At 33.9% G+C, this 25998-nt stretch carries 24 protein-coding genes; 20 read left to right on the forward strand and 4 right to left on the reverse strand.

The features are described 5' to 3' along the window. The first annotated feature begins 28 nt into the window (after positions 1 to 28). The 7 genes from ACTQ5K_RS04195 to phoU all read left to right on the forward strand — a co-directional run bounded on the left by ACTQ5K_RS04195 (position 29) and on the right by phoU (position 9438). Positions 29 to 2134 (forward strand): peptidoglycan D,D-transpeptidase FtsI family protein, encoded by a 2106-nt coding sequence (locus ACTQ5K_RS04195; protein ID WP_441993754.1) that lies wholly within the window; start codon positions 29 to 31, stop codon positions 2132 to 2134. A gap of 573 nt (positions 2135 to 2707) precedes the next feature. Next, positions 2708 to 4813, forward strand: coding sequence for a peptidoglycan D,D-transpeptidase FtsI family protein (locus ACTQ5K_RS04200; RefSeq protein WP_441130525.1), 2106 nt, complete (start codon positions 2708 to 2710; stop codon positions 4811 to 4813). A 235-nt stretch (positions 4814 to 5048) separates the two neighbouring features. Continuing rightward, on the forward strand, positions 5049 to 6002 hold the full coding sequence (locus tag ACTQ5K_RS04205; RefSeq protein WP_031535376.1) for a PstS family phosphate ABC transporter substrate-binding protein: 954 nt from the start codon (positions 5049 to 5051) through the stop codon (positions 6000 to 6002). Between the two features lie 71 nt (positions 6003 to 6073). Then, positions 6074 to 7024, forward strand: coding sequence for a phosphate ABC transporter permease subunit PstC (pstC, locus tag ACTQ5K_RS04210; protein ID WP_031535374.1), 951 nt, complete (start codon positions 6074 to 6076; stop codon positions 7022 to 7024). 1 nt (position 7025) lies between these two features. Then, positions 7026 to 7904, forward strand: a complete 879-nt coding sequence (pstA, locus tag ACTQ5K_RS04215; protein WP_031535372.1) for a phosphate ABC transporter permease PstA — start codon at positions 7026 to 7028, stop codon at positions 7902 to 7904. Positions 7905 to 7924: 20 nt separating this feature from the next. After that, positions 7925 to 8746 (forward strand): phosphate ABC transporter ATP-binding protein PstB, encoded by an 822-nt coding sequence (pstB, locus tag ACTQ5K_RS04220; protein ID WP_251627530.1) that lies wholly within the window; start codon positions 7925 to 7927, stop codon positions 8744 to 8746. Between the two features lie 38 nt (positions 8747 to 8784). Continuing rightward, entirely contained in the window at positions 8785 to 9438 is a 654-nt protein-coding gene (phoU, locus tag ACTQ5K_RS04225; protein WP_031535368.1) for a phosphate signaling complex protein PhoU, read from the forward strand. A 157-nt stretch (positions 9439 to 9595) separates the two neighbouring features. Here the strand turns inward: phoU and ACTQ5K_RS04230 are convergent, their stop codons facing one another. From ACTQ5K_RS04230 to ACTQ5K_RS04240, 3 genes are all read right to left on the reverse strand, one after another. Continuing rightward, positions 9596 to 10084 (reverse strand): endolytic transglycosylase MltG, encoded by a 489-nt coding sequence (locus ACTQ5K_RS04230; protein WP_031535366.1) that lies wholly within the window; start codon positions 10082 to 10084, stop codon positions 9596 to 9598. A gap of 4 nt (positions 10085 to 10088) precedes the next feature. Then, positions 10089 to 10478 (reverse strand): hypothetical protein, encoded by a 390-nt coding sequence (locus ACTQ5K_RS04235; RefSeq protein WP_031535364.1) that lies wholly within the window; start codon positions 10476 to 10478, stop codon positions 10089 to 10091. Positions 10479 to 10749: 271 nt separating this feature from the next. Next, positions 10750 to 10899 carry a hypothetical protein gene (locus ACTQ5K_RS04240; RefSeq protein WP_155986733.1) on the reverse strand — a complete coding sequence of 50 codons (150 nt, stop codon included), beginning with the start codon at positions 10897 to 10899 and terminating at the stop codon, positions 10750 to 10752. Positions 10900 to 11046: 147 nt separating this feature from the next. On the opposite strand from ACTQ5K_RS04240, the gene ACTQ5K_RS04245 reads away from it, so the two are divergent. The 8 genes from ACTQ5K_RS04245 (at position 11047) to ACTQ5K_RS04280 (ending at position 18650) form a co-directional block, all read left to right on the forward strand. Beyond that, positions 11047 to 11745: a DUF4912 domain-containing protein gene (locus tag ACTQ5K_RS04245; protein WP_031535362.1), complete on the forward strand. Its 699-nt coding sequence runs from the start codon at positions 11047 to 11049 to the stop codon at positions 11743 to 11745. Beyond that, positions 11742 to 14195, forward strand: a complete 2454-nt coding sequence (locus ACTQ5K_RS04250) for a glycosyltransferase (protein WP_349204356.1) — start codon at positions 11742 to 11744, stop codon at positions 14193 to 14195. Before ACTQ5K_RS04245 ends, ACTQ5K_RS04250 begins: the two co-directional genes overlap by 4 nt. A 25-nt stretch (positions 14196 to 14220) precedes the next feature. Then, positions 14221 to 14847, forward strand: a complete 627-nt coding sequence (locus tag ACTQ5K_RS04255; RefSeq protein WP_048717683.1) for a hypothetical protein — start codon at positions 14221 to 14223, stop codon at positions 14845 to 14847. A gap of 67 nt (positions 14848 to 14914) precedes the next feature. Continuing rightward, positions 14915 to 15064, forward strand: a complete 150-nt coding sequence (rpmG, locus tag ACTQ5K_RS04260; protein ID WP_016204868.1) for a 50S ribosomal protein L33 — start codon at positions 14915 to 14917, stop codon at positions 15062 to 15064. Between the two features lie 69 nt (positions 15065 to 15133). Beyond that, complete coding sequence (locus tag ACTQ5K_RS04265) at positions 15134 to 15703, forward strand: 5-formyltetrahydrofolate cyclo-ligase (protein ID WP_031535356.1); 570 nt, start codon at positions 15134 to 15136, stop codon at positions 15701 to 15703. After that, on the forward strand, positions 15696 to 16478 hold the full coding sequence (locus ACTQ5K_RS04270) for a DUF92 domain-containing protein (protein WP_031535354.1): 783 nt from the start codon (positions 15696 to 15698) through the stop codon (positions 16476 to 16478). Before ACTQ5K_RS04265 ends, ACTQ5K_RS04270 begins: the two co-directional genes overlap by 8 nt. A 102-nt stretch (positions 16479 to 16580) precedes the next feature. Beyond that, positions 16581 to 16781: a hypothetical protein gene (locus ACTQ5K_RS04275; protein ID WP_031535352.1), complete on the forward strand. Its 201-nt coding sequence runs from the start codon at positions 16581 to 16583 to the stop codon at positions 16779 to 16781. A 351-nt stretch (positions 16782 to 17132) separates the two neighbouring features. Further along, positions 17133 to 18650, forward strand: a complete 1518-nt coding sequence (locus tag ACTQ5K_RS04280) for a rhomboid family protein (RefSeq protein WP_031535350.1) — start codon at positions 17133 to 17135, stop codon at positions 18648 to 18650. Here ACTQ5K_RS04280 and ACTQ5K_RS04285 read toward each other — a convergent pair. Beyond that, complete coding sequence (locus ACTQ5K_RS04285) at positions 18640 to 19512, reverse strand: hypothetical protein (RefSeq protein WP_031535348.1); 873 nt, start codon at positions 19510 to 19512, stop codon at positions 18640 to 18642. The two genes, ACTQ5K_RS04280 and ACTQ5K_RS04285, sit on opposite strands and share 11 nt — an antisense overlap. A gap of 301 nt (positions 19513 to 19813) precedes the next feature. Here ACTQ5K_RS04285 and ACTQ5K_RS04290 point away from each other — a divergent pair, with 301 nt between their 5' ends. From ACTQ5K_RS04290 to ACTQ5K_RS04310, 5 genes are all read left to right on the forward strand, one after another. Beyond that, the gene (locus tag ACTQ5K_RS04290) at positions 19814 to 20026 is read left to right on the forward strand and encodes a YqgQ family protein (protein WP_031535346.1); all 213 of its coding nucleotides are present in this window, start codon (positions 19814 to 19816) and stop codon (positions 20024 to 20026) included. A 2-nt stretch (positions 20027 to 20028) separates the two neighbouring features. Then, complete coding sequence (locus tag ACTQ5K_RS04295; protein WP_031535344.1) at positions 20029 to 20991, forward strand: ROK family glucokinase; 963 nt, start codon at positions 20029 to 20031, stop codon at positions 20989 to 20991. 312 nt (positions 20992 to 21303) lie between these two features. Then, entirely contained in the window at positions 21304 to 23193 is a 1890-nt protein-coding gene (locus ACTQ5K_RS04300; protein WP_048717685.1) for an LTA synthase family protein, read from the forward strand. A gap of 222 nt (positions 23194 to 23415) precedes the next feature. Next, a complete protein-coding gene (locus ACTQ5K_RS04305; RefSeq protein WP_031535341.1) occupies positions 23416 to 24603 on the forward strand; it encodes a M14 family metallopeptidase in 1188 nt (395 codons plus the stop codon). Positions 24604 to 24839: 236 nt separating this feature from the next. Further along, positions 24840 to 25967 carry a hypothetical protein gene (locus tag ACTQ5K_RS04310; protein ID WP_251627545.1) on the forward strand — a complete coding sequence of 376 codons (1128 nt, stop codon included), beginning with the start codon at positions 24840 to 24842 and terminating at the stop codon, positions 25965 to 25967. Positions 25968 to 25998 lie beyond the last annotated feature (31 nt).

A 25998-nucleotide genomic window follows, 5' to 3' on the forward strand; every position in this document is an offset into this window, starting at 1 on the left:
TTTTGGAGGAAATGGTGGGGTTTTAAAAGTGGGAGAAAAAAAGAAAAAAAAGAGAAATCCAATACCTTTAAGAGTAAACCTTATATTCTTTATGGTATTTTTATTATTTTCAGCACTTATTTTAAGATTAGGATTTGTACAGATTGTGTATGGAGACGATTATAAAAATGAAGTAGAAAAGAAAGAGGATGTCGTAATTAGCACTTCTGTTCCAAGGGGAGAAATGTATGACAGAACAGGTAAAAGTATTGTAAGCAATGTAGGCAAGAATGCCATTACATATACTAATTGGAAGAAGTATACAGCAGAAGAAATGCGGGATACGGCTGAAGAATTAGCAAAAATTATTAAAATGGACAACGATAAAGATCTTAAAAAGATTTCAGAAAGAGACAAGAAAGATTATTGGATTTTAATCAATCCAGATGAAGCAAAGACAAAGATATCAGAAGAAGATAAGAAACAGCTTGCGTCAAAGTATAAAGACGACAAAAAGGAATATCAAAAAGCGTATGATGAGCTATTGCGTAGTCGCATATCTGAAACAGATTTAAACAAACTAACCGATTTAGATATGGAAACATTAGCGATATATCGAGAGTTTCAAAGCGGTTATTTTTATACTCCCCATATTGTAAAAAATGAAGGGGTTACCGATAAAGAAATTGCCATTATTAGTGAAAACTTAGAAAGATTACCTGGAGTAGACACCCTTCGAGATTGGGATAGAGAGTATGAATTTGGCTCCACTTTAAAAACTGTCTTGGGAAATGTGAGCACGTCTCAAAGAGGAGTCCCAGCTGAAGAAAAAGACAGCTATTTAGCTAAAGGATACAGCATGAACGATCGAGTTGGACTAAGCTATCTAGAAAAGCAATATGAAGATGTTTTAAAAGGGCAAAAGAAAAAGGTTAAATATATTAAAGATAAAACAGATGACATTGTAGGCTCGGAAATTTTATCGAATGGATCTGCAGGAAATGATTTAGTATTAACCATCGATATGGATTTGCAGCTAGAAGTTGAGAAAATCATTGAGGAAGAATTAAAAAAAACGAAATACGGTTATGCTGGTACCAAGTATTTAGATCGAGCATTTGTTGTATTAATGGACCCTCATACAGGGGAAATATTAACAATGGCTGGTAAACAATTAGGAACAGATGATGATTCAGGAAAACAAATTGTTAATGATTTTGCGTTAGGGAATATTACAACTTCCTATAACGTGGGTTCAGTCGTAAAAGGTGCTATGGTAATCACAGGCTATAAAGAAGGGGTTCTAAGTCCTGGTACGACATATATTAATGATTCAACGATGCAAATTAAGGGTTCTAACCCTTTTAAATCCTGGAAGACAATGGGGAATATTAATGACTTAATTGCTTTAAAGCAATCATCCAATGTTTTTATGGCTAAAACGGCTATTATGATAGGAAAGGGAAAATATGCTTATATGCAGCCATTAAACATTGATTTGGATGCATACCCAAAGATAAGAAATTCTTTTTCTGAATTTGGATTAGGTGTGCGAACAGGAATTGATTTGCCAAATGAAATGGCTGGTTTTAAAGGAGCAATTGATCCAAATCAGCCAGCAAATTTAATGTTCTTATCCATTGGACAATATGATACCTATACAAATATGCAATTAGCACAATACATTTCAACAATCGCAAATGGTGGTTATCGTATTCAGCCACACTTAGTGAAAGAAATAAGAGAGACATCCATCGAAGAGGGGCAATTAGGACCGATTGTTCAGGAAATTCAACCCAAGGTATTAAATAAGTTAGATTTGGAACCTGGTTGGATGGAGCAAATTCAAAAAGGCTTCCGAATGGTAATGCAGCCAGGAGGGACAGGAAGTGTCTTTGCAGGTGCTTCTTATAGTCCAGCTGGAAAGACTGGGACCGCAGAAGCTTTTTATTATGATCCATTAAATAAGCAAGAAGAACCACCACAAGTTATGAATGTAAGTTTAATAACATATGCCCCGTCCGATAATCCAGAAGTAGCAATGGCAGTAATGGTTCCATGGGTTTATACAACAAATAATGGTCCTTCGCCGAACTTAACAATCGGAAAACGTGTAATGGATAAATACTTTGAATTAAAGAAAGAAAAAGACTAGATTAATAGACTTACGATAAAAGAGGCTGGGACATAAGCATTTCAACCAATAATAAACGCGAATATTTATGCGGTTAATCCGCATAAATATTCGCGTTTATTATTTTGGAAAAAGGTTTAAAAAACGAAGTGTAATGGAGCGGAGGACGCTCGACTCCTGCGGGAAATAGAGGAAAGGCTGAGACCCCGCAGCGCATGCGAGGAGGCTCAGCTTCCTCCCCGCGGAAAGCGAGCGTCCGTAGCGCAATGGAACGACTTAGTTTTTACACTTGACTAGTTTTAAAAACTTAGATCCATGAGAAAGTAGCTTTATTTAAGAGCTAAATTAGAGATTGTTCGTCTTTAAAAGTTAGTTATTTAGTTTTGTCCCAGCCCCTTTTGGTGTTTTTTGGATGAAAGAAACGTGGATACATAGGCGTTTTTTCTCTCATATTAATAAATAAGATAGTAGGAAAAATGCAAATAGCACAACTTAGTCGATTCTAGCATATTATTCCAATTAGTTATTAATAGAATAATCTCCTGTTTTCTATTACAATAGAAAAAGAATATTCAAGGAAAGTGTGATTATACGGTGGGAAAAAAGAAAAAGAAAAAAACGATACCTGTACGTCTTAATATTATTTTCTTTTTAGTGTTTTTATTATTCTCCGCCTTAATTCTGCGACTAGGTTTTGTGCAGATTGTTTACGGAGAGGATTATAAAAGAGAGCTAGAGAAAACAGAAGATGTTACAGTAAATACCTCTGTGCCCCGTGGGAAAATGTATGATACTACTGGAAAAGTAATTGTGGATAATGTTGCACAAAAAGCGATTACATATACGAATTCAGGTGCAAAGCAAGAAGTAATGCTCGAAACAGCTGAGTTGCTTTCCCAGTATATTATTAAAGATACAAAAAAGGTAACAGAACGTGAAAAAAAGGATTACTGGATCATAAAAAATGAAGAGAAGGCAAGTAAGAAGGTGTCTGATACAGAAAAAAAAGCTTTAGCAGAGAAGTATCCAGATCAAGACGAATATAATACAGAAGTATATCAATTGCAGCTGGATCGAATTACGGAGGAGGATTTAAAAACACTTTCTAATCATGATTTAGAGGTTTTAGCAATCTATCGCGAATTTATTAGTGGCTACAAACTAACACCGCAAATGGTGAAAAATAAAGACGTCAGTGACAAAGAGTTTGCAGTAGTAAGCGAGAATTTAGAATCCTTACCTGGTGTAGATACAACAACTGACTGGGAAAGATCGTATGCATTCGGTGATACGTTAAAATCTGTTTTAGGGAGTGTTAGTTCCGCAGAGAAAGGATTACCGGCAGAGAAATTAGATTATTATCTTTCACGAGGATACAGCCGAAATGATCGAGTAGGAACAAGTTACTTAGAACTCCAATACGAAGATGTTCTTAAAGGACAAAAAGAGAAAATTCGCAATAAAACAGATAAAAATGGCAATATCGTAAGTACCGAGGTCATATCAGAAGGAAAACGAGGAAATGATCTAGTTCTCTCCATTGATATGGAACTTCAATTAGAAGTAGAAAAAATAATCGAGGAAGAATTAAAAACAGCCAAGACATTTTCTGGAACAAAATTGCTTGATAGGGCTTATGTGGTTTTAATGGATCCAAATACAGGAGATGTTCTGTCCATGGCCGGAAAACGACTAGAAAAAAATGAAAAAACAGGAAAATTGGAAGTTCAAGATGATGCACTTGGTAATATTACAACCACGTACAACGTAGGATCTGTTGTAAAAGGTGCAACTGTATTAACTGGGTATAAAACGGGAGCAATTTCTCCTGGAACAGTGTGGAATGATACACCTGTAAAAATCGGAAACACAATTAAGAAATCTTGGACAACAATGGGACCAATTAATGACCTGACTGCATTGCAACGCTCTTCTAACGTTTATATGTTCCGTACAGTAATGAAGATGGCTGGTGCAAATTATGTATATGGTCAACCGTTATCTGTACAGCTGAGCGACTTTTCATTAGTTAGAAACGAGTTTGCGCAGTACGGATTAGGAATTCGCACCGGAATTGATTTGCCAAACGAACAAGTTGGGTTTAAAGGACAAGATACATTGCCAGGTTTCCTACTAGATTTATCGATTGGGCAATATGATACGTATTCAAATATGCAGCTCGCGCAATATGTTTCCACAATCGCGAATGGCGGGAAAAGGATGGAACCACATATTGTAAAAGAAATTCGTGAACCTGTAGCAGATGATAGCACACTAGGACCAGTTGTAGAAACCGTAAAACCAAAGGTATTAAATACAGTAGATGTTAAACCAGAATGGATTGAACGAGTTCAGCAAGGATTTGAGATGGTAGCTCAAACTCCAAAGGGTACCGCTTATTCTAACTTAGGTGGAAAAGATTATTCTCCTGCAGCAAAAACAGGTACTGCGGAGGCGTTTTATGATGGACCATCAAGAAGTGATTATGGGGAAATACCTCCTCAAGTCATGAATTTAAGCTTAATTAGCTATGCTCCTTCTGATAATCCAGAAGTTGCGATGGCAGTAATGGTTCCATGGGCATACCAAGGAAGTGTTGATAATGGGGCAAATAAAAAAATCGGTGAACGTGTATTGGATGCATATTTCGATTTGAAAAAAGAAAGACAAAAAGACGAGGAAAAAGAAGAAAAAGAATAATAGAAAAAGGGCAAACTATTTTCCATTAGTTTTGCCCTTTTTTGCATTTTGTTAAAGAAAAAGCCTTTTAATAATGGTAGACCCAATTGTTAAGCAATTTCTAAAAAATATAAGGAACCCCCTAAATTTACATAGCGTTTACATTGATTTACAAACAGTTAAAACCAAATTAATACTAAAGACTTATAGTTAACTTGTAAGACAAAACAACCATCCTTAGGGGGTAAAGAGAAAAATGAAGAGCCTTAAAACAGTAGGATTAACAGCAATGATTGGAACAATGTTAGCATTAGCAGCATGTGGCGGAAATAATGATGCTAATTCATCAAATGATAATGATGCTGGTGAACAATTAACAGGACAAATTAAATTAGACGGTTCATCAACTGTTTATCCAATTATGGAAGCAATCGTTGAAGAATATCAAGCAGAGCAACCAAATGTAAAAGTTTCTGTTGCATCATCTGGTACAGGTGGAGGCTTTAAAGCGTTTATCGCAGGTGAGACTGATTTTAGTAATGCATCTCGCCCAATTAAAGAGGAAGAGAAAACAGAATTAGAAGCAAAAGGAATTGATTATACTGAATTACGATTAGCATATGATGGACTCTCCGTTGTAGTGAATAAAGACAATACGTGGGTAGACCATTTAACAGTAGATGAATTAAAGAAAATTTGGCTAGAAGATGGCACAACGAAAAAATGGTCTGATATACGTGAAGGATGGCCAGAGGAAGAAATCAAATTCTATTCACCAGGAACAGATTCTGGAACATTCGATTACTTTGATGAAGTAATTCTAGAAGAACAACCAATAGTTAAAGCAGCGACATTATCAGAAGACGATAATATTTTAGTACAAGGTGTAACAGGGGATAAAAACGCAATTGGATACTTTGGATATGCTTATTATGCAGAAAACAAAGATAACTTAAAAGTAGTACCGATTGACGGTGGTAACGGTCCAGTTGAACCAACAAATGAAACAGTTGAAAGCGGAGAATACTCTCCATTATCAAGACCATTATTCACTTATGTGAAAAATGAATCTGTAGAAAAAGAAGAAGTAGCTGATTTCGTTGAATTTATGATTGAAAATGCAGCAGTGCTTTCAGAAGATGTAGGCTATGTAAAATTACCAGATGAAGAATATGAAAAAGATTTAGAGTTAATTAAAGGACTGAAGTAATAAGTTTTGATGGAAAGCTTTGTACTTGGCTTTCCATCTTGGTGTTTGGATTTAAGGGGGGCTTGAAAAACATGATGAAACAAGAAGTAAACAGAAATACACCATCTATTCAGGAATTAATTGCAGAAAAAAAACAAAAAAATAATTTAAGTAAAATGCTAGAGAAAATAATGCCTAAAGTATTATTAATTACTGCTATATTATCGATTTTAACAACGCTTGGTATTTTATTTACATTACTCATTGAAACATTCACTTTTTTTGAAAGAGTGAATATGAAAGAATTTTTAACAAGTAAATCATGGTATCCATTTTCCGAACCAGGAACATTTGGAATTATGCCACTTGTCTCTGGGACATTAAAAGTAACCATTATTGCAGGTATTGTTGCTGTGCCTATAGGGCTGGCATCGGCCATTTTTTTAAGTGAGTACGCGAGTGATAGAACAAGAAGAATAATTAAGCCAATCTTAGAAGTGCTAGCAGGTATTCCTACGATTGTTTATGGGTTTTTCGCTTTAACCTTTATAACACCATTGCTTAGATCAATTATTCCTTCTTTAGAAATGTTCAATGCATTAAGTCCAGGAATTGTGATCGGCATTATGATTACACCTATGATTGCTTCTTTATCAGAAGATGCCATGAGTGCAGTTCCACGATCAATGCGTGAAGGGGCTTTAGCGATGGGTTCTACAAAATTTGAAGTAGCAATTAAGGTTGTCTTGCCAGCTGCCGTTTCTGGTATCGTTTCTTCTATTGTTTTAGCGTTATCAAGAGCAATTGGAGAAACAATGATTGTAGCAGTTGCTGGTGGAAGTACACCTAATCTTAGCTTCAATGTAACAGAATCAATTCAAACTATGACAGCCTATATTGTTCAAGTTAGCCAAGGAGATGCAGGATATGGGACAACAATCTATTACAGTATTTATGCAGTTGGATTTACACTATTTCTGTTTACCTTCTTAATGAACCTGCTTGCCCAATACATTTCTCGTCGTTTTAGGGAGGAATATTAAGATGAAGTTGATAAATCATTCAAATGTTATAAAAAAAATGAAACCGAGATTAATGAAAAATGTCATAATGAGAGGATTATTTTTTAGCGCGACTTTATTTGGTTTAGTTATTCTCGCTATCCTTTTTTATCGAGTATTGACTCAAGGAATTGGCTATTTGGATTTTCAATTTTTAACAAGCTTGCCATCCCGTAAACCTGAAAATGCAGGGGTTTATACTGCTTTAATAGGAACTGTGTGGCTTATGGCAGTAGTTGCACCTGTCTCCCTTTTGATTGGAGTGGGGACTGCAATATATTTAGAAGAATATGCGAATAAAAATAAGTTTACGAATTTTATCCAAATCAATATATCAAACCTTGCTGGTGTACCATCAATTGTCTTTGGTTTATTAGGACTAACCTTATTTGTTCGTGCCATGTCACTTGGAACAAGTGTGCTTGCTGCAGGTTTAACAATGAGCTTATTGGTTCTGCCAATTATTATTGTAGCTGCTCAAGAGGCAATCCGATCTGTACCTAGTGAATTAAGAGAAGCATCTCTCGGTATGGGTGCAACAAAATGGCAGACAATCGTTAGAGTGGTAATGCCGGCAGCTATCCCTGGCATTTTAACAGGTGGGATATTGGCACTTTCACGTGCAATAGGAGAAACAGCACCATTAGTTGTATTGGGTCTTCCTTTATTCCTTGCATTCTTGCCGAGAACAGTTTTTGATATGTTTACAGTATTACCAATGCAAATTTATAACTGGACGGGAAGACCACAAGAAGAATTTCAGAGTCTTGCAGCAGCAGGAATAATTGTTCTTTTAGTGCTATTAATCTTAATGAACTCTATTGCAGTATTGATTAGAAATAAATTTCAAAAGCGTTATTAAACGTATAGGGGGAACTTCAAATGACTACAGTCTTTGTAGATAAAGTGAAGAAAGCAGTAGAAAGTAATGATTTAGATGGTAAGGTAAAAAATTCTGTTTATAAAACAAATCAGCTTAATTTATGGTACGGGGATAACCATGCGCTGAAAAATATAGATTTAGATATTATTGAAAATGAAGTAACTTCTATTATTGGGCCATCTGGATGTGGGAAATCGACATATATAAAAACATTAAATCGTATGATTGAATTAGTGCCAGGTGTAAAAACATCAGGTGAAATTAATTACCGTGGTAGAAATATTTTTGACAAAGACTATGGAGTGGAAGAATTAAGAACAAAAGTGGGAATGGTCTTTCAAAAACCGAATCCATTTCCAAAGTCAATTTATGAAAATGTGGCATACGGTCCTAAAATTCATGGCATTCGTGATAAGAAAATATTAAATGAAATTGTGGAAAAAAGTCTAAGAGGTGCAGCAATTTGGGATGAAGTAAAAGATAGATTAAATCAGAATGCATATGGACTATCTGGCGGACAGCAGCAGCGTCTATGTATTGCTAGATGTCTAGCTATAGAACCAGATGTTATTCTTATGGATGAGCCAACCTCTGCACTTGATCCAATTTCGACATTAAAAGTAGAAGAGCTAGTTCAAGAACTAAAGGAAAATTATAGCATCATTATTGTTACACATAATATGCAGCAAGCTGCTCGTATCTCTGATAAAACAGCTTTCTTCTTAAATGGAGAAGTTGTTGAGTTTGATGTTACAGATAAAATATTCTCAAATCCAAAGGATAAAAGAACCGAAGATTATATTACAGGAAGATTTGGATAATAAATTCAGTTCAACACCCGAAAAAGGAGACTCTTATCATGCCAGTTAGAGAGAAGTTTGAAGCAGGGCTTAAGGAACTACAAGGAAAATTGACAGAGCTTGGAGAATTTTCTATTCAAGCTCTCCAAAGATCACTAGCTGCACTTGAGACACAAAACATCGAGATGGCTCTAGAAATAATTGATGATGATGCAAAGGCAGATAGGTTGTATGAAGAAATAAATGATTTTGCAATTCTTCTTATTGCAAAACAGGCACCTGTTGCTATTGATTTAAGAAGAATTATTGTTGGAATAAAGATTGCGACAGATATCGAAAGAATTGCAGATTTTGCAGTGAATATAGCAAAGGCTACTATTAGAATAGGTAATCAGGATTTAGTAAAACCGATGGTACATGTCAAAAAAATGCTGGAAATCACGAATGAAATGTTACGGTTATCTTTAAATGCATATAATGAAGAGGACACAAGGTTAGCTCGGAAAATTGCTGAGATGGATGATGAGGTAGATAGTTTAAACAAACAAGCGTTTATGGAGCTGTTTGAAATCAGTAAAAATAAACCTGAATATTTACATCAAATTTCTCAACTAACATTTGTTTGTCGCTATTTAGAAAGAGCAGCCGACCACACTACTAATATAGCTGAAAATATTTTTTATTTAGTTAAAGGCAGACAATACGATTGGTAAAAAAATAAGGCAACAGGCATAAACAACAAATTTTTACTATAAACGTCATTTAAAAAACTAATATAAAAAACCAAACAATCTTAGAAACTATTGTCTGATTGTTTGGTTTTTTTCGTCCTGACAAGAATGCTTTTATACCATCCTAAAGAAGCGCTATTTACTTAGTAAGAGTCACAGCGATTTTCTTATGACTCATCTCACTCGTTAAACGAAAGCTGCCAACTTGAATTTTTGTGTGGTAATCGTTATCGATTAAGTATGTTTCGAATTCTTCTTGATCTTTAACGATCTTATTTTTATATAATAATTCAGCAATTGTGGAAATACTCATACCGCTTTTAACTTTTAGCGTATAGGAATATGTCTCTTGTGCTTCTTTTTCAGCTTCCTCTTGTTTATTATTTGCCTCTGTATCAGACTTTGCTTGTTCTTGTTTATTTTCCTCTATGCTTTTGTTCAGTTCCTCATATTCTACATTACTTAAAACGATAAAACCCTGTTTTTTAAGGTATGTAGTCGCATCATTTGTGTTTAGGAAGTTTTCATCTTGGTGAGTGTTTTTTTCCATATAGAAATAATAACTACCGATCACACTAGCTGAAAGGAGCATTCCTATAGCGAATGAACGTAAACTTTGTTTCTTCATTTCATTATTGTCCTTCCCGTTCGTTAATAATATGTTGAACTTGAGAAATGGATAGGGATGATTGATTGGCAATCTGATCAATTGGAACTCCACTTGCTGCAAGTGTCCAAACTTGGTTTTTAATGATGGCATGAATAGATGGAGTATTTTCATTTTGGATTGGCTTTATTTCTTTTACAGAAGAAGGAGATTTAAAAGAAAAATCTTCCTCACCAATCATTAATTCCTCTTCTAACACTTTTAATTTCTTTTTCATTTTATATAGTTCCTGTACTTGCTGAATCGATAGCTGATCTATTTCCTCGCGTAAGTCTTTTATAGGATCACGAAGAAAAAAAGATAGTAGAAGAAGCAATAAAGAAATCCCTAATAATACTAGCGTTACAATTAACATAATTCACCTCATGTCACAAATTAATAGTATTAGACTATTTAAAAAAAGCTGTTTTCTAAAAGATTGTTGTTCAATAGGAAAAAAGAAATCATCTTTATCTTTGCAGTAAAACAGTCCAGTCTAAGATATTTTATCATTATCAATCAATAATTCCTATTTAATCAAAGTAACTTATGGAAGGAATGAATGAAAATTGCTATAAGATAACAAAAAATATTCATCAGCCATTTTTCTCAACCGGGAGACAATACTCGATTTTTTTGCGAAACATTTAGGAATATGTCGTAATACTACTTGCATTTAAGCAGGCATATGTCGAATTTCGGTTACTAGAGGAAGCAGATACAAGGTAGAAAAATTTTTTTGCACCTTCAAGATGAACGTACATAAGTTTAAGCGCAATCCGACAAAATCTGTTCATTGTGGCATCCCCCATTCAGTGGTAACATAATAGTATAAATAGGAACTAAAAAGTATCTTGTAGACATATACTAGTAATTTGCGATACATACACCCAAGATTGTCAGAAAGAGGGAAATCAAAAATCTAGAAAGAGGTGCTATTTCTATTGATTGAACAAATTGTAAGTTTAAGACGTAAAGGGCTTTCTTTCCGTAAAATTGCCATGGAACTAAATTCAACTGTAGGTAAAGTTCAATACCAATGGAAAAAGTACGTGAAAGAAAAAGAGAAGAATGAACAAGAAGAAGAGAAACAAATAACCACAAAAACAGAGCCAAAGATTCCCTTTGTCTCAGAACATTTTTGGACAAGCGTTGATTTATTAACCAAGAAAAATGGCATGGAAGCTTGGTTAACAAGTGAAAATACTGCATTAGTATTTTGGCGAATACCTGAAGGGAAATGGCAGCTAATCTCTACTTATTATGATATTGACCCAGAAACCTGCTCTTTGGCAGTGAAGATTAATGATATAACAAGTATTATTTATAATGGAAGAAATGCACATAGCTATCGCCTTCTTCCGGTCGAGAATGGACAGGAATCGATAATATTACAAGACTTGTCTCCAAACAGAAGCCTTTGTTTTGAAATAGGAGTCTTGGATGTTTACCAATCCTTTTTACCGATATTACAGTCTAATCCATTACATACTCCGAGAATCTCACAAGATCAAGTTGGTACTATGGAAAAAGAGATACAAAATTGGGAAAAAGGGGACAATCCTATACCGAATTGGATTGAGCATGTAAGTACCTATAGCTATTATGAATTAGAAGAGCAAGAGGATGTGAAAAAGAAATGAATGGTTCGTATTTTCAATTGATTGTTATAAATAACATTCCTTTTATGAATTATTTTTCGGAAGATAAGAATAAAAAAAGGGAATTTTATGAACACACAATTCAATATATTAACTTTCTTTTCCTTACTGAAAAAAATAATTCTCCATATATCATTCAGCTTGTTGTACCACCAATATATATGGAAATATTAGATTTGCAGTCATTTCGGGAAGAAATGACAGAATTTTTAGAAAAAGAGAACTGCAACGTTGAATTACTAACATATTGGCAACAAAAAGATAAAAATTTATTAAAGATAATGAAATCACTCATTCAAGATAATAGAATAGAACTCCTTGCAAGCCCTGCTTCCTTTTCACAAGTTTCGAACGCTTCAACTAGTACAGGTGTTCAATTGCAAATGGAAATGGGTTTATCGATTATTGATGACTATATAGAGTACCGTCCAAAAGGCTTTTGGTTTCCTGAAGGATATTTCTCGCCTGGATTAGATTTATATTTGCAAAAAGAGAAATTGACATATAGTTATCTAAACAGTGTAACTATAAATCATAGTGATCCATTGCCAAGCGATGTAGGATTAGCTGTTGAATCTCCCCATCATGTTGTTTTTTTTCCTGTTGAAGAAAGTTTATATCAGATTTTTCAAGAAAAAAATCCCCAAAAGCAAATTTGGGATAAAGCGATTATGGAGGTACTTGAATCGTATAATCATTACACGAATGAGTCAATATTATCACTACCTATTGATTTAGAGAGCTATGTAAAAATAGGAGAGGAATTAAATAAAAGTATTCGTTATTTATGTGATGAAGGCTATATGGTTCATATTACTCCTGAAACATATTTGAATCAATTTAGTCAAGGGATGGATCATGTACATCTTTGTTCTTCTTTTTTGGATCAACATAGAGAAAGCCAAATCAAGAATCAAAGTGATATATATGCTTCTTTGGCTTTTGTAGAAAAAGAACTACATCAATGGAGACAAGTTCTGTTATCAAATGAAGCGAAAAGTGTTCAGAAACAGTTGGAAAAAGAATGGCTATTGTTAAGCGCTTTGCTCTACCAAGATAATTGGACGGCTGAAGAAGCTTCATCCTATCTGGAAGCAGCAAATCAATTAAGTATATTTATGAAAGGACCGATTGATAAGGAATGGATGTCTTTGAGAGAAAAGGTGCATCCAATATTAAATACTACCATACAAATGAATAACCCGAAAATAAATGAAATAATTCCATCAAATAAGAAGAAGGCACTTATTTTATCATGGGAATATCCCCCGAATATAGTCGGCGGTCTTGGTACTCATGTGGTTGGTTTAACGAACAGTTTAATAAAAAATGGATATGAAGTACATCTTATTACAGCCCAAGATATGCAGAAAAAGGCAGAAGATGTAGAAGAAAAAAATGGTTTATTCGTTTATCGTGTTAAACCAATTTATAGTATAGAGCAAAATTTTATCCATTGGATCGGCGGACTAAATCTTGCCATGTGGGATAAAGCGATAGAGTTAGGAAAGAAAACGACATTTGATCTAATTCAGGCACATGATTGGCTTGTAGGGGCTGCTGCAATTTCGTTAAAGGACCAATTAAATATTCCATTAATAGCAACCATTCATGCGACAGAACATGGAAGAAATGGTGGCATTTATACGGAAATGCAAAAATTTATTCATGGGAAAGAAAGACAACTAATTCATGCAGCGGATTCTTTAATTGTTTGCAGTGAATATATGCAGGATGAGGTAATGTCCATTTTTGAAGTAGAGCAATCAAAAATTAACATTATTCCAAATGGAATAGAATCTATGCAAATTGAAAATGCTTCCTTTCCATCTGTCGAATCCCTTCATTTAGACAAAAATAAAAAAATTATTTTTGCGATGGGCAGAATGGTAAAAGAAAAGGGCTTTGGTACTTTATTGGAAGCAGCGAGAAAATTGCATAAAAAGCGATCAGATTTATATTTTGTTATTGCTGGAGTAGGGCCAATGTACGAAGAATATCAAAGATTTATCGAGAGAAATGGATTATCGGAATGTGTTCAATTAATAGGATATTTGCACGGAGAACAAAAAAATGCATTTTATGCTCACGCTAATATCGTTGTGATTCCGAGTTCGTATGAACCATTTGGAATTGTAGCATTAGAGTCCCTTATATTTGCAGTTCCCACGATTGTTTCCCATACTGGTGGCTTAAAAGGTATTATAAAGAATGGAGAAACAGGTTTATTTATGGAACCAAATAATGCAGATAACTTAGTTGAAAATATCGAGTATTTATTGGAAAATCCAACAGAAGGCAAAACGATTGGCAAAAATGGTCAAAAATTAGTAAGCCAACTATTTAGCTGGAATCGAATTGGGGAAGAAACAAAAAGAGTTTTCGATGAACTACTAGTAAATACAAAGGTAAACGAATCCATATCTAATTAAAAATAGTAGAGTAGGTGAAAGTAGAGTGAAGATTGAGGCTAATTTACAAAAAGATTATCAAAGTGCTCAAAGAAAGCTACTTATGAAAAAAATAACTACTACCCCTGGAATTTGGATTGAAGGAAAAACTTACTGGATTCAAAATGGCTATGAGAAATTGATACCAGAACATTCGATATCTGTACATGTAAAGCAAATACACAAGCATTCTAAAATTCAATATAACGAGATTTATGTGAGAAATCATTCTCAACAAGCGAAGACATTAAAGATTTTAGTGTTAAATTATTTTCCAAAAGCATACCAAGAGCATCTTTCTTTCGTTTCTCCGACGGAAAATGTCATCTATCATTCTATTGATGACCAGCTCTATTTGGTAAACGGAGAATATAATACAAACCGTATTGAACAGAGAACGGTACAACCTATTTGGAATGTACACACTGAGCATATTTGGACGAATAATCAAAAGGGGATACTTAAATATCAGCCATTGGCAAAAGGATCAAGTGTAAGCATTTTTTCCTTAAGCATGGAGATTATGCCTCAATCAACTGGAATCAGCCGAGCTTGGTCTATTACTGGTACTGAAAAAAAAGAGGTTTTAGAGCTGAATCACATTCTAATGAAAACAAGTACTAGCATTTCCTAACAAAAGATGTTATCATATAAAAGTCGTATGCACGAACTAGCAACCTATAGTTTGGAGGGAAATAAACATGCGTGTAAACATTACGTTAGCTTGCACTGAATGTGGTGATCGTAACTACATTTCTAAAAAAAATAAACGAAATAATCCAGATCGTCTTGAGCTAAAAAAATATTGCTCAAGAGAAAAACGTACTACCGTTCACCGTGAAACAAAATAAGCAGAAGGGATATCTCCCTTCTGTTTTTTCATATTAAAAAACAAATGGTAAGGATGGTGTATACATAATATGCTGGAAAAGAAACAGTTCCGAACAAATATGATCAAACAACTACAAGCAATCAGTAAACCCCATTATGAGCATATGTCTTATCAGATAGCTCTTCAACTATATAACAATACTTCCTTTTCTTCTGCTTCTCATATAGGAATTACCATTTCCAAATTTCCAGAGGTTGATACATATCAAATCATTCGTATGTGTTGGCAATTAGGAAAGGAGGTAAGTGTGCCGAAGTGTATTCCTGAAACTAGACAAATGCTTTTTCGTAAATTAGAGAGTTTCAATCAGCTTGAATCGGTTTACAGCAATTTATTTGAACCTATAATGGAAAAAACAGAACGAACAAATCCAGAAGAAATCGATTTACTCCTTGTTCCAGGATTAGCCTTTTCGAGGAATGGATACAGAATAGGTTTTGGAGGAGGATATTACGACCGATTTTTAGAAAGCTATAAAGGTGAAACCATTTCCTTAGCATTTTCTATGCAGGTAAAAGAAAGAATACCACTTCAGAAACATGATTTAGCTGTACAGAAAATAATCACGAATGAAGGGATATTATGTACAAATGAGTAGTATAATGTATTCTTTAGTAATTTTATTTGTCTCCTATTACGCATACAAACGGAGGTCTTTAACAAAAAGCGGTGCAATTGCAGCTTTTTTTGTCGGCAGTGGAATTGCTTTAGGTTTTGGCTATAAGGGACTAATTATTTTAGGAGCTTTTTTTGTGTCTTCTAGCATGCTTTCTACGTACAAAAGTAAAACAAAAAAATCAATGGAGAAAAAAACACAAAAAGGTTCTAGGAGAGATTGGCTACAAGTAATGGCAAATGGAGGATTTGCTGCTATTGTAGGTATTATTTATTTTATTACAGAAGAGTCTGTTTGGATTACGGTTTTCGCTATTTTGCTTGCAGCTGCTAATTCAGACACTTGGGCTTCCGAAATTGGATCATTAAGTAAAAGAAGACCATTATCTATTCGAACCTTTAAGGAGACGGAAACAGGAACATCAGGAGCTGTTAGCATATTAGGGACATTGGCAGGATTAGCAGGTTCATTTTTAATTGCTATTATAGCTACATTATTATTTCCTCTTCAGCTGTGGGGATTTTTTCTCGTTTTTCTTTTTGGTTTTCTAGGGAATGTATTGGATACCCTTTTAGGGGCATTTATACAGGTTGAGTATCAATGTCCAATTTGTGGTCAAATGGTGGAAACAAGAATGGTATGTCATCAGACTGTAGTAAAGAAGAAAGGCTTCCCCCTTTTTAACAATGATATGGTGAATGTTCTATCAGGTTTTCTTGCGGCATTGAGCTATCTTTTTTTCATTTATAATCATTGATCATTTTATTTTACAAGCGATAAAAAACGAGAATATTTTCACTACTCTATGCGGATAAAAAATAATATATTCACCAAACTAATCATTAGGAGGGATGGAAAAATGTCACGAGTATTCTCCATTTTACTAATTGCTTTAGGTGGATATTATTTATTTCAGAAACGGTATCGTGTCATAAATACTATTTTGAGAAATCCATTTATTCGGAAGTATGCAGTAAGGATATTGATGAATATTCCTAGTGTAAAAAGAACGATGATGAATTCCGTTTTTGGTCGTTCTAAAGATACAATCTATCAATAATCTCTCTAAATACCTTGTGAAAACATAATTCACAGGGTATTTAGTTCATCTGTTTCCTTTTATTCTTGATTGGGTATAATTTTTAGAATGGCTCCCCTTAGCAACCAATCTTATATGAAAAAGATATGGTGAAGCATTTGCTTCTATTAAAGTTATTTACATATTTCTACATAATGAAAGAATTAATATTTTTGTGACGTTCAAGCGATAAAAAAAGGAAAAAAACAACCATTTATAGTATTGTAAAGGGAAAGGTGATTTCCTAAAAAGAGAAAATGTCTTATTTAATGAATGGACAAATGAAATAGAGAAGATATAGCTTTCAGCGTTTGGAGAGTAGGGAGAAAACAGATGGTGATTGAACCGTACAAGTATTGGAGAATAGTCTATTTTTTAATAGTGGAATGCCGTTATAAAGTAATCTATCTAGCAGAAAATCAACAAGAAATTTGGCTGGAGAGCAAAAAGAACAGAGGAAACACACCGATTATTCGGTTGTTCCAAATGGATCTTGATTGGAGTAATTGGTTAAGTAGGGATATGGAAAGAACAGCATTAAATGCAGAGAGGATAAGACGCACATTGCGTAAACGCTCACTTAAGGTAGAGAGCGTGTATATAACTGCCTTTCCTCCTGTAGATGCTTATGACCATTTAGTAAATCACTTGTTTAATAGTCCTGATAAAAAAGTGCAAATTAATACTATTCTTCTTGATCGGTCAGTAGACGAGTGGGAAATAGCAGGCGGAAAAATAACAAACTTAAATGACATACCAGGTACATCAGAAGAACGCGACGATCAAATGGAGCGCTATAAAGAAAATATCCTTGAGCTAATAAAACAAAATGAAAAAGAAGAAAGGCAGTTACTTAACTTTGGCAAACCGTTTATTTCCTATTTATTTATTGTCGTTCAAGTAATAATATTTCTTCTAATGGAAGGGGGCGGAGGAAGTAACAATAGCGAAACATTGGTTCAATGGGGAGCGAAAGTAAATTATTTAATCGCTATGGGGGAATGGTGGCGTTTAATAACACCTATTTTTTTACATATTGGTTTTTTGCACTTAGCCATGAATTCATTTGCTCTCTATTATGTTGGTCCATTAATAGAAAGAATTTTTGGGAATGGTAGATTTTTCATCATTTATCTTTTTGCTGGATTTAGTGGGGTGTTTGCAAGTTATTTAATAAGTCCATCTTTATCAGCTGGCGCAAGTGGCGCGATTTTTGGATGCTTCGGTGCACTTCTTTATTTTGCCTGGCAATTTCCAAAGCTGTTTTTTCGAGTGATGGGTTGGAATGTCATTATTATTATCATTATTAATCTTATATTTGGCTTTACTATACAAGGAATCGATAATGCGGGACATATTGGTGGATTAGTAGGTGGTTTTCTAGCAACAGCTATCGTCCATTTTCCAAAGAAAAAAAGCTGGAAAGTCCAGCTTGGGGCGCTACTTATTACTCTATTGCTAATAGGTATTGGCATTGCCTATTCATCGAGTTCAGGGGTTTCACAAAATCGGGACAAATCTGCATTTATTATGGTCAACAATTATGTAAATGATGAAAAATATGATGATGCAGAAGATGTTTTAGTAACAATTGAAACTAAAAATAATGAGAACTATTATTTTTTACTTTCTTATATCCAGCTTAAGAAAAAGGAATTTGCAGCAGCTGAAAAAAATCTGCAAAAAACAATCCATTTAAATCCACAGTTTCATGAAGCGTATTATAATTTAGCAGTTGTCAGTCTTTATGATAAGAATCTAGAAGAAGCAAGAGAATATTTACAAAAAGCTTTAGAATTGGATGAAAACAATCCAAAATATCTTTTATTATGGGATAAAATTAAAGAGTAGAAATTTGCTGTCTTAAAACAATCGCTTCACCGTCCTTTGTTGTAAATAAGATAAGAAGATGATTGTCATTAATTAATATCACCGGGATAGAACTGCCGATGGGATCAGCAATGGTTCCGTCTTCTTTCATAATTCCCAGGAAATAGTTTTTATAAAGACCTTCAGTCAATTGTCCAAGAATTTTTGCACTTTGTTCCTTTGAAAAATCTGGGAGTGGTGTATCGTTAAATTTACTTAATTCTGTGAGTAAAAGTTTTGTATCATATTGTTCAGCTGAAATATGAAATTTCTTTAATACTTGGCGATAAGAGTATTCAATATAATCTAATGCTTGTTTATCTAATGTTCTTGCCCAATCTTTTTCGACTAAGTTATTTGGAGAATGAAAAGATAGTGGTGCACTCTCAAACTTCGAATTAATGATATATAAATTGTCTGCTGAAATTTTTTGAGAACTGAAAATTCTTTCATTGGCATCATGTATTTCAGCATAATGAAAAGTAATTGCTTGTAAATAGTTGCTTTCTCTTTCCACAACGGTCTTTTCTTCTGAAAGTTCTAATGTATTTTGTCGCCATTCTCCCATCGTGCTTATCAGCTTCCCATTTCCATAAAGTAAGCTCATATCTTGACGTAAATACGCTCGCTTGTTAATAGAAGAATTGCTTTTCCAGAGAATGCTATACTCATCGAATCTTTTTTTATGAAATGTAAGGGTAGTATTTGCTTTTGGGAAAGTAACAGTAGGATCAATTGGAAAATAAGTTATACTTTCCTTTGCAATTTGCTTTTGCTGAAAAATATAAAAAATAGCAACAAGGATAATAAGAGAGAGACTTAATCGAATAAAATCTTTTTTCATTTTTTTCACCGCTCCATCTAATGGGAAATCATTTTACTTTAAAAGCCTGTCTTAGAGGTACTTTTTTTAATATATGAGAAAAGAAGAGAAATATGATAAATGGAGTAGTTTAGGCTTTAATTTGGTATGAAAATATTTCGCGTAAAAGTCATTATCTTGCTTATTACTATTCTAATGGGAGAAATGAATCTGCTGTTGAGGAAACGATTCATTTCCGATATACTTAATTTGAAAACGATTAATTTATCACTTTATGCAAACCTTTGCAGTGAGTCGAATATGTATGAAATCGAGGGGTACCATGGAAACCATTTATGATGTGCAACAGTTTTTAAAAAAATATGGAACGATTATTTATGTTGGCGATCGTGTAGGCGATTTACAATTAATGAAATCTGAAATAAAAGAATTGTATCAATCTCAATTAATTAAAGAGCAAGATTTTGACTCTGCTATGCGATTACTTAATCAAGAAATACAGCTATTATCGGAACAGAAAAATAGGGGGAATTAATGATGCAGGAAAAATGGGTAGCAGGAATTGACTTAGGTGGAACAACGGTAAAAATCGCTTTTTTATCATTAAAGGGAGATTTAATCGATCATTGGGAAATCCCAACAGATAATTCGGAAGATGGAAAAAATATTACATCCGACATTGCTAAATCTATCGATGCTAAATTGCAAGAATTAGGACACTCGAAGGAAGATGTTTTAGGTGCTGGGATGGGCGCACCTGGACCATTTGATTATAAAACAGGTGTTATTTTCAATACAGTGAACTTAGGTTGGCCAGATAACTTCCCATTAAAAGCGCGCCTTGAAGCAGATTTAGGTTTGCCGGTAACAATTGACAATGATGCCAATTGTGCAGCACTAGGTGAGATGTGGAAAGGTGCTGGAGAAGGATCCAAAGATTTAGTTTGTGTTACTCTTGGCACAGGTGTTGGTGGCGGAGTTATTATAAACGGTGATATTGTGCAAGGAGTGAAGGGGGCTGCTGGTGAAATAGGTCATTTGACGGCTATTGTAGAAAACGGAGCTCCTTGTAATTGTGGAAAAACAGGCTGTTTAGAAACGATTGCTTCTGCAACTGGAATAGTTCGATTGACAAAAGAAAGATTGGCTGAAAGACATACGTTGAGTGTACTTCATTCTGTGTTAGATCAAGACGGCGCTATTACGGCAAAGGATGTATTTGATGCAGCGAAAAAAGGGGACGAATTAGCTAATGAAATTGTCCAATTCGTAGCTTTCCATTTAGGATTGGTACTAGCTAATATTGCTAATACTTTAAATCCAGAGAAAATTGTCATCGGTGGTGGCGTTTCAAAAGCTGGTGATGTGCTATTAAATCCAGTAAAAGAAAACTTCTTGAAGTTCTCTTTTAAAAGTGTAGCAGAATCAACTGTAATTGATGTTGCGACATTGGGGAATACAGCGGGAGTAATTGGTGCTGCGTGGCTTGCAAAAAATTAATCAAATGATGAGAGTATCAGACATATTTTAAATCAAATATTTCACAAAATCTTCTTCTGAATCGGGAGAAGATTTTTTACTAGATTAATAGATGGAATATTCATAAAAAGGACACTTTAAAAAAAGCAAAAGTTTTTGAAACTTTTCTTTTAGTTGCACGTCTAAAAAAGTGTAATATACTATATTAATACGCAAAGATGAAAATTAGATTAAAATTTCATAAAGATTGTCTTTATATAATAAAATTATTGTAAAATGTGTAAAGTGATTATGTCGAGATTTTGTTTGATCAATAGTAAGGAGGATACATCATTGTTTAAGAATAAATTTGAATGGTCAAAGCTATCACTTATAGCGGTTGCAACAGTTTTATTGTGGATTAAAACGAATATTGCATATATGACTAGCTTTGATATCAAAATTGAAAATTCGATTCAACAATTTATATTAATTATTAATCCATTAAGCTCCCTGTTATTTATTTTGGGTATTTCCATGTTTCTTTCGGAGAAAAATCAAAAAAGATATGTGCTCATCTCCAGTTTGACACTTTCGATTGTATTATATGCAAATGTTGTCTTTTACCGTGTATATACCGATTTTTTAACCCTGCCACTCTTATTTCAGACGAGTAATATGAGTGATTTAGGAAGTAGTGTTAGAGAGCTGGTTCATCTCACAGATATTCTTTTCTTTGTAGATATTATTCTACTTGCGCTTATTATGAAAAAGAAGCCAGCATTCTTAAAAATTCCTAAATATACTAGGATGCAGCAAAGTATTTTCTATTTATTTACGATAAGCTTAGCTTTTTTCAATTTAAGCTTAGCTGAAACTCAGAGAACGCAATTACTAACTAGGACATTTGACAGAGAGCTATTAGTGAAAAATATTGGGACGTATAATTACCAACTTTATGATGTTTTTCTTCAAACAAAGACTACTGCGCAAAGAGCTTTTGCGGATGGTAGTGAGTTAACAGATATGGTTAATTACAATCAGGCGAATTATACAGAACCAAATAAGGATATGTTTGGAATAGCTAAGGGGAAAAATGTAATAATGGTAAGCTTAGAATCCACACAGGCTTTTACTGTAAACCGGGAAGTGGATGGGGAAGAAATCACCCCATTTTTAAATGATTTTATTAAAGAAAGCTTTTATTTTGATAATTTTTATCACCAAACTGGACAAGGTAAAACATCAGATTCTGAGTTTATTGTCGAAAATTCCTTGTATCCATTAAGCAGAGGGGCCGTTTTCTTTACCCATTCTGGAAATGAATTTCAAGCATCACCAGAAATTTTGAAAGAAAATGGTTATTTTACAGCTTCCCTTCATGCAAATAATAAAAGTTTCTGGAATCGGGATATTATGTACCAAAGCTTGGGATATGACCGATTTTATGAAATTAATGATTACGAGGTAAACGAGGACAATTCTGTTGGTTGGGGATTGAAGGATATTGACTTTTTTGAACAATCGATTGCTCATTTAAAAGAAATGCCAGAGCCGTTCTACAGTAAATTTATCACGTTGACAAATCATTTTCCTTTTGAACTGGAAGAAGAGGATAAATTAATTGAACCTTTAACAACTGGAAGTAGAACGTTAAATAACTTTATACCGACTGTTCGATATCAGGATGAAGCGTTGAAAATTTTTATCGAGAGATTAAAAGAGGAAGGTCTCTATGAAAATAGTATTATCATCTTGTATGGAGATCATAATGGAATTTCTGAAAATCATAATAAAGCAATGGCTGAATTATTAGGGGAAGAAGTTACTCCTTTTGTCAGTACGCAATTACAAAGAGTTCCTTTTGTTATCCATATTCCAGGGATGAAGGGGAAAACACTCTCAACTGTTTCGGGGCAAATGGATATCAAGCCTACTCTTCTACATTTGCTTGGTATTGAAACGAAAAATGATATCCAATTTGGTTCAGATCTATTCTCAGAAAAAAACAATCAATTTGTTGTTTTAAGAGATGGTAGCTTTATTACAGAAGAGTATGTATATACTAAAGAGGTTTGTTATGAGCGCGCGACAGGAGAAGTAGCTGACGGTAATGCATGTGAACCCTATATAGAACAGGCTAATTTAGAATTACAGTATTCTGATAGCATTATTTATGGAGACCTACTACGTTTTTATGATAAAGAAAACGGAATGCTTGATGTAAGGGAAGATACTAATTGATGTTTAGTTAATAGATTAGCAATAAACTGCTTTGTGACTATATTAGTCATGAAGCTTTTTTATATATTTTAAATGATTAAATCCGTTAGTGCTGCTTATAGGTCAAATTATGTAAGAAAACAGCACCTTCATAAAAAAATTATAATATGCAATTGCTATATCGCTGCTAAGCATGTTTTTTATCAGGGATTCATATATATAAATAGAGAGAGGAGTGATCATATGGAGATTAAATTGAGACCAGGAGATACACTTTGGTACTATAGTCAACTATTTATGGTTCCCCTAAATCTTATTTTAGATAGTAATCCTAGCGTAAATCCAAATAAATTAGCAGTTTCTGAAACTATCCAAATTCCTGGATTTGAATCACAAGTCCATCAAATAAAGCAAGGGGATACTCTGTGGAAAATTGCAGGAGCAAGAAATATTTCGGTTGATAGCATATTATTATTAAATCAACAATTAAATCCTAATAAACTTAAAGTCGGAGAGGAGATTTTAATCCCAAACCGTATTGTGGGACGATTTGTGCAGGGAAAGAAAAAGTATGACTATACATCCCTACAGTCAGATATGAATCGTTTAATAAAGGCCTTCCCATTCATTAAAAAGGAAACAATAGGAAAAAGTGTATTAGGAAAAAATCTCGATGAAATCAGAATAGGAAAGGGAAAGAAAAAGGTTCATATAAATGCTTCCTTCCATGCAAATGAATGGATTACGACAGGAATTTTAATGACGTTTTTAAATGACTTTTTATTATCATTAACAAACGGAACTACTATGCGCAATGTTCGAACAATGCCACTGTATCAGGGTACTGATTTATCACTTGTACCAATGGTTAATCCTGACGGAGTTGATTTGGTTTTAAACGGTCCTTTAGAGAAAGAAAAAGAAAAAATCATTTCCATAAATGCAGGTAGCAGCGATTTTACTGGCTGGAAAGCAAATATCCGTGGTGTAGATTTAAATAATCAATTTCCATCTAATTGGGAAATAGAAAAGGAACGAAAAGAACCGAAAGCGCCTGCTCCAAGAGACTATCCTGGAGATAGCCCTTTGTCAGAACCAGAGTCTCAGGTGATGGCAAATTTAGTTGAAAAAGAAAAATTTGATCGATTAGTAGCTTTACATACACAGGGAAAAGAATTGTATTGGGGATATGAAGGAATGGAACCAGAAGAATCGAGAGCAATTGCAGAAGAATTTTCGAGAGTGAGTGGATATAAAGCGATCCAAAATGTAGATAGTCATGCAGGATATAAAGATTGGTTTATTCAAGAATTAAGAAAGCCGGGATTCACAATTGAGTTAGGAAAAGGGATAAATCCACTCCCTCTCTCTCAATTTAATGAAATTTATCATGAAACAACTGGACTTTTCTTGGCTTCCTTATATATGTAGGGCTACACATCATTCTATAGAAAAGTTTAGGCAAATTGAAAAAAGAGAAGTATTCCATTTTTAAGAGATATTAAATAACTATATAGTTGTAACAAATGACCTATATTTGATTGGAAATATTACTTTTAATAAAAAATCTACAAGTGGATTTGAAAAAAGCCGAAAAAAGTCGGCTTTTTTGTGTTACTATTCTATAGAGTGAACAAAACTTGAATAGTATTATAGGGGTGTGAAAAATGTTTTCATTAGGTAAGAGAAACACGCTAGGAATAGTTCTTCTCTTCACTTTTTTCACACTAATTCTGTCTAGCTGTGCTCCTAGACATGATGATTCAGCCAGTGAAAATGAAGCGAAGGACAATGATGTTGATAACAACGCGATGCTTCCTCCTATAAGTCCAATTGAAGGAGAATTTGAGCAAGTATATGGCTGGATAAAGAAAGATACGATTTGTTATTCTTCTATCTATGAAGGGGTATATGAAATTTATGCTTATAATATTTATACAGGAAAGCATATCCCTCTATATAAGTCGGAAGAAGAATTATCTAATGTTCTTTTAAATGAAAATCAACTGTTAATTTATACGGCTCTTTCTGAGGAAGAAGGAGAAATTCATATAATTGATTATAAAGGAAATGAAATACTTTCTAGAAAGCTACAAAGCTATGAAACAGACTTTTCATGGAATTCTCATAATGAAAATGAATTGCTCATTACAACTTTAACCAAGGAATGGGAAAGTAAAGTATTCACATTGGATATTCAGGAAAATGTATTAAGTGATTTTCCTGTCTCTACTCCTTTTCCACAATGGTTAACGAAGGAAAAGGTAATGTATCTTGACTGGGATCAAAGCAATCCGTCATTATATGCCCCGCTGAAAATATTTAATTTGGAAACGGAAGAAGAAAACGAAATAGATTTGGCTAATATTTACTTTATTGACCAGAAAAATGAATTTCTACTTACTATATCAAGTAAGGGGGAAGAAGAAGAAGAGGCAGTTTATACTTTTTATGACGCAAATATTAAGAAGCAAGGGAGTATTTCTGTTCCTCGATTATCAAAATTTGCAAATTGGTTAGTTCCGAACTATACCATTTATAAAAATAGCTTTCTTACCTTTACTCCTGAAAGAAATGGCAATGCAGAAACGTATCAGGAGGGTTTTGAACTTATTGAAGTAGATATGGAAACAGGTCTGAGTAAAAAGTTATTTGCCGATAAAGATTTAGAAGATCAGCCAATTCAAATTTCAAGCGATGGAAAGTACTGTCTTTATGGCTATTATTTTGAAAATATGCTGAATATGGAGACTGGAGATATTACACCATTGTTTACGTCCAATATTGCTCAATAGTTGAAGTTGGTATAAAAATATGCCATCATAG

Origin of the sequence: Niallia sp. Sow4_A1, assembly GCF_052116745.1 — a bacterium.
GTDB classification, from domain to species: Bacteria; Bacillota; Bacilli; order Bacillales; family Cytobacillaceae; genus Niallia; species Niallia hominis.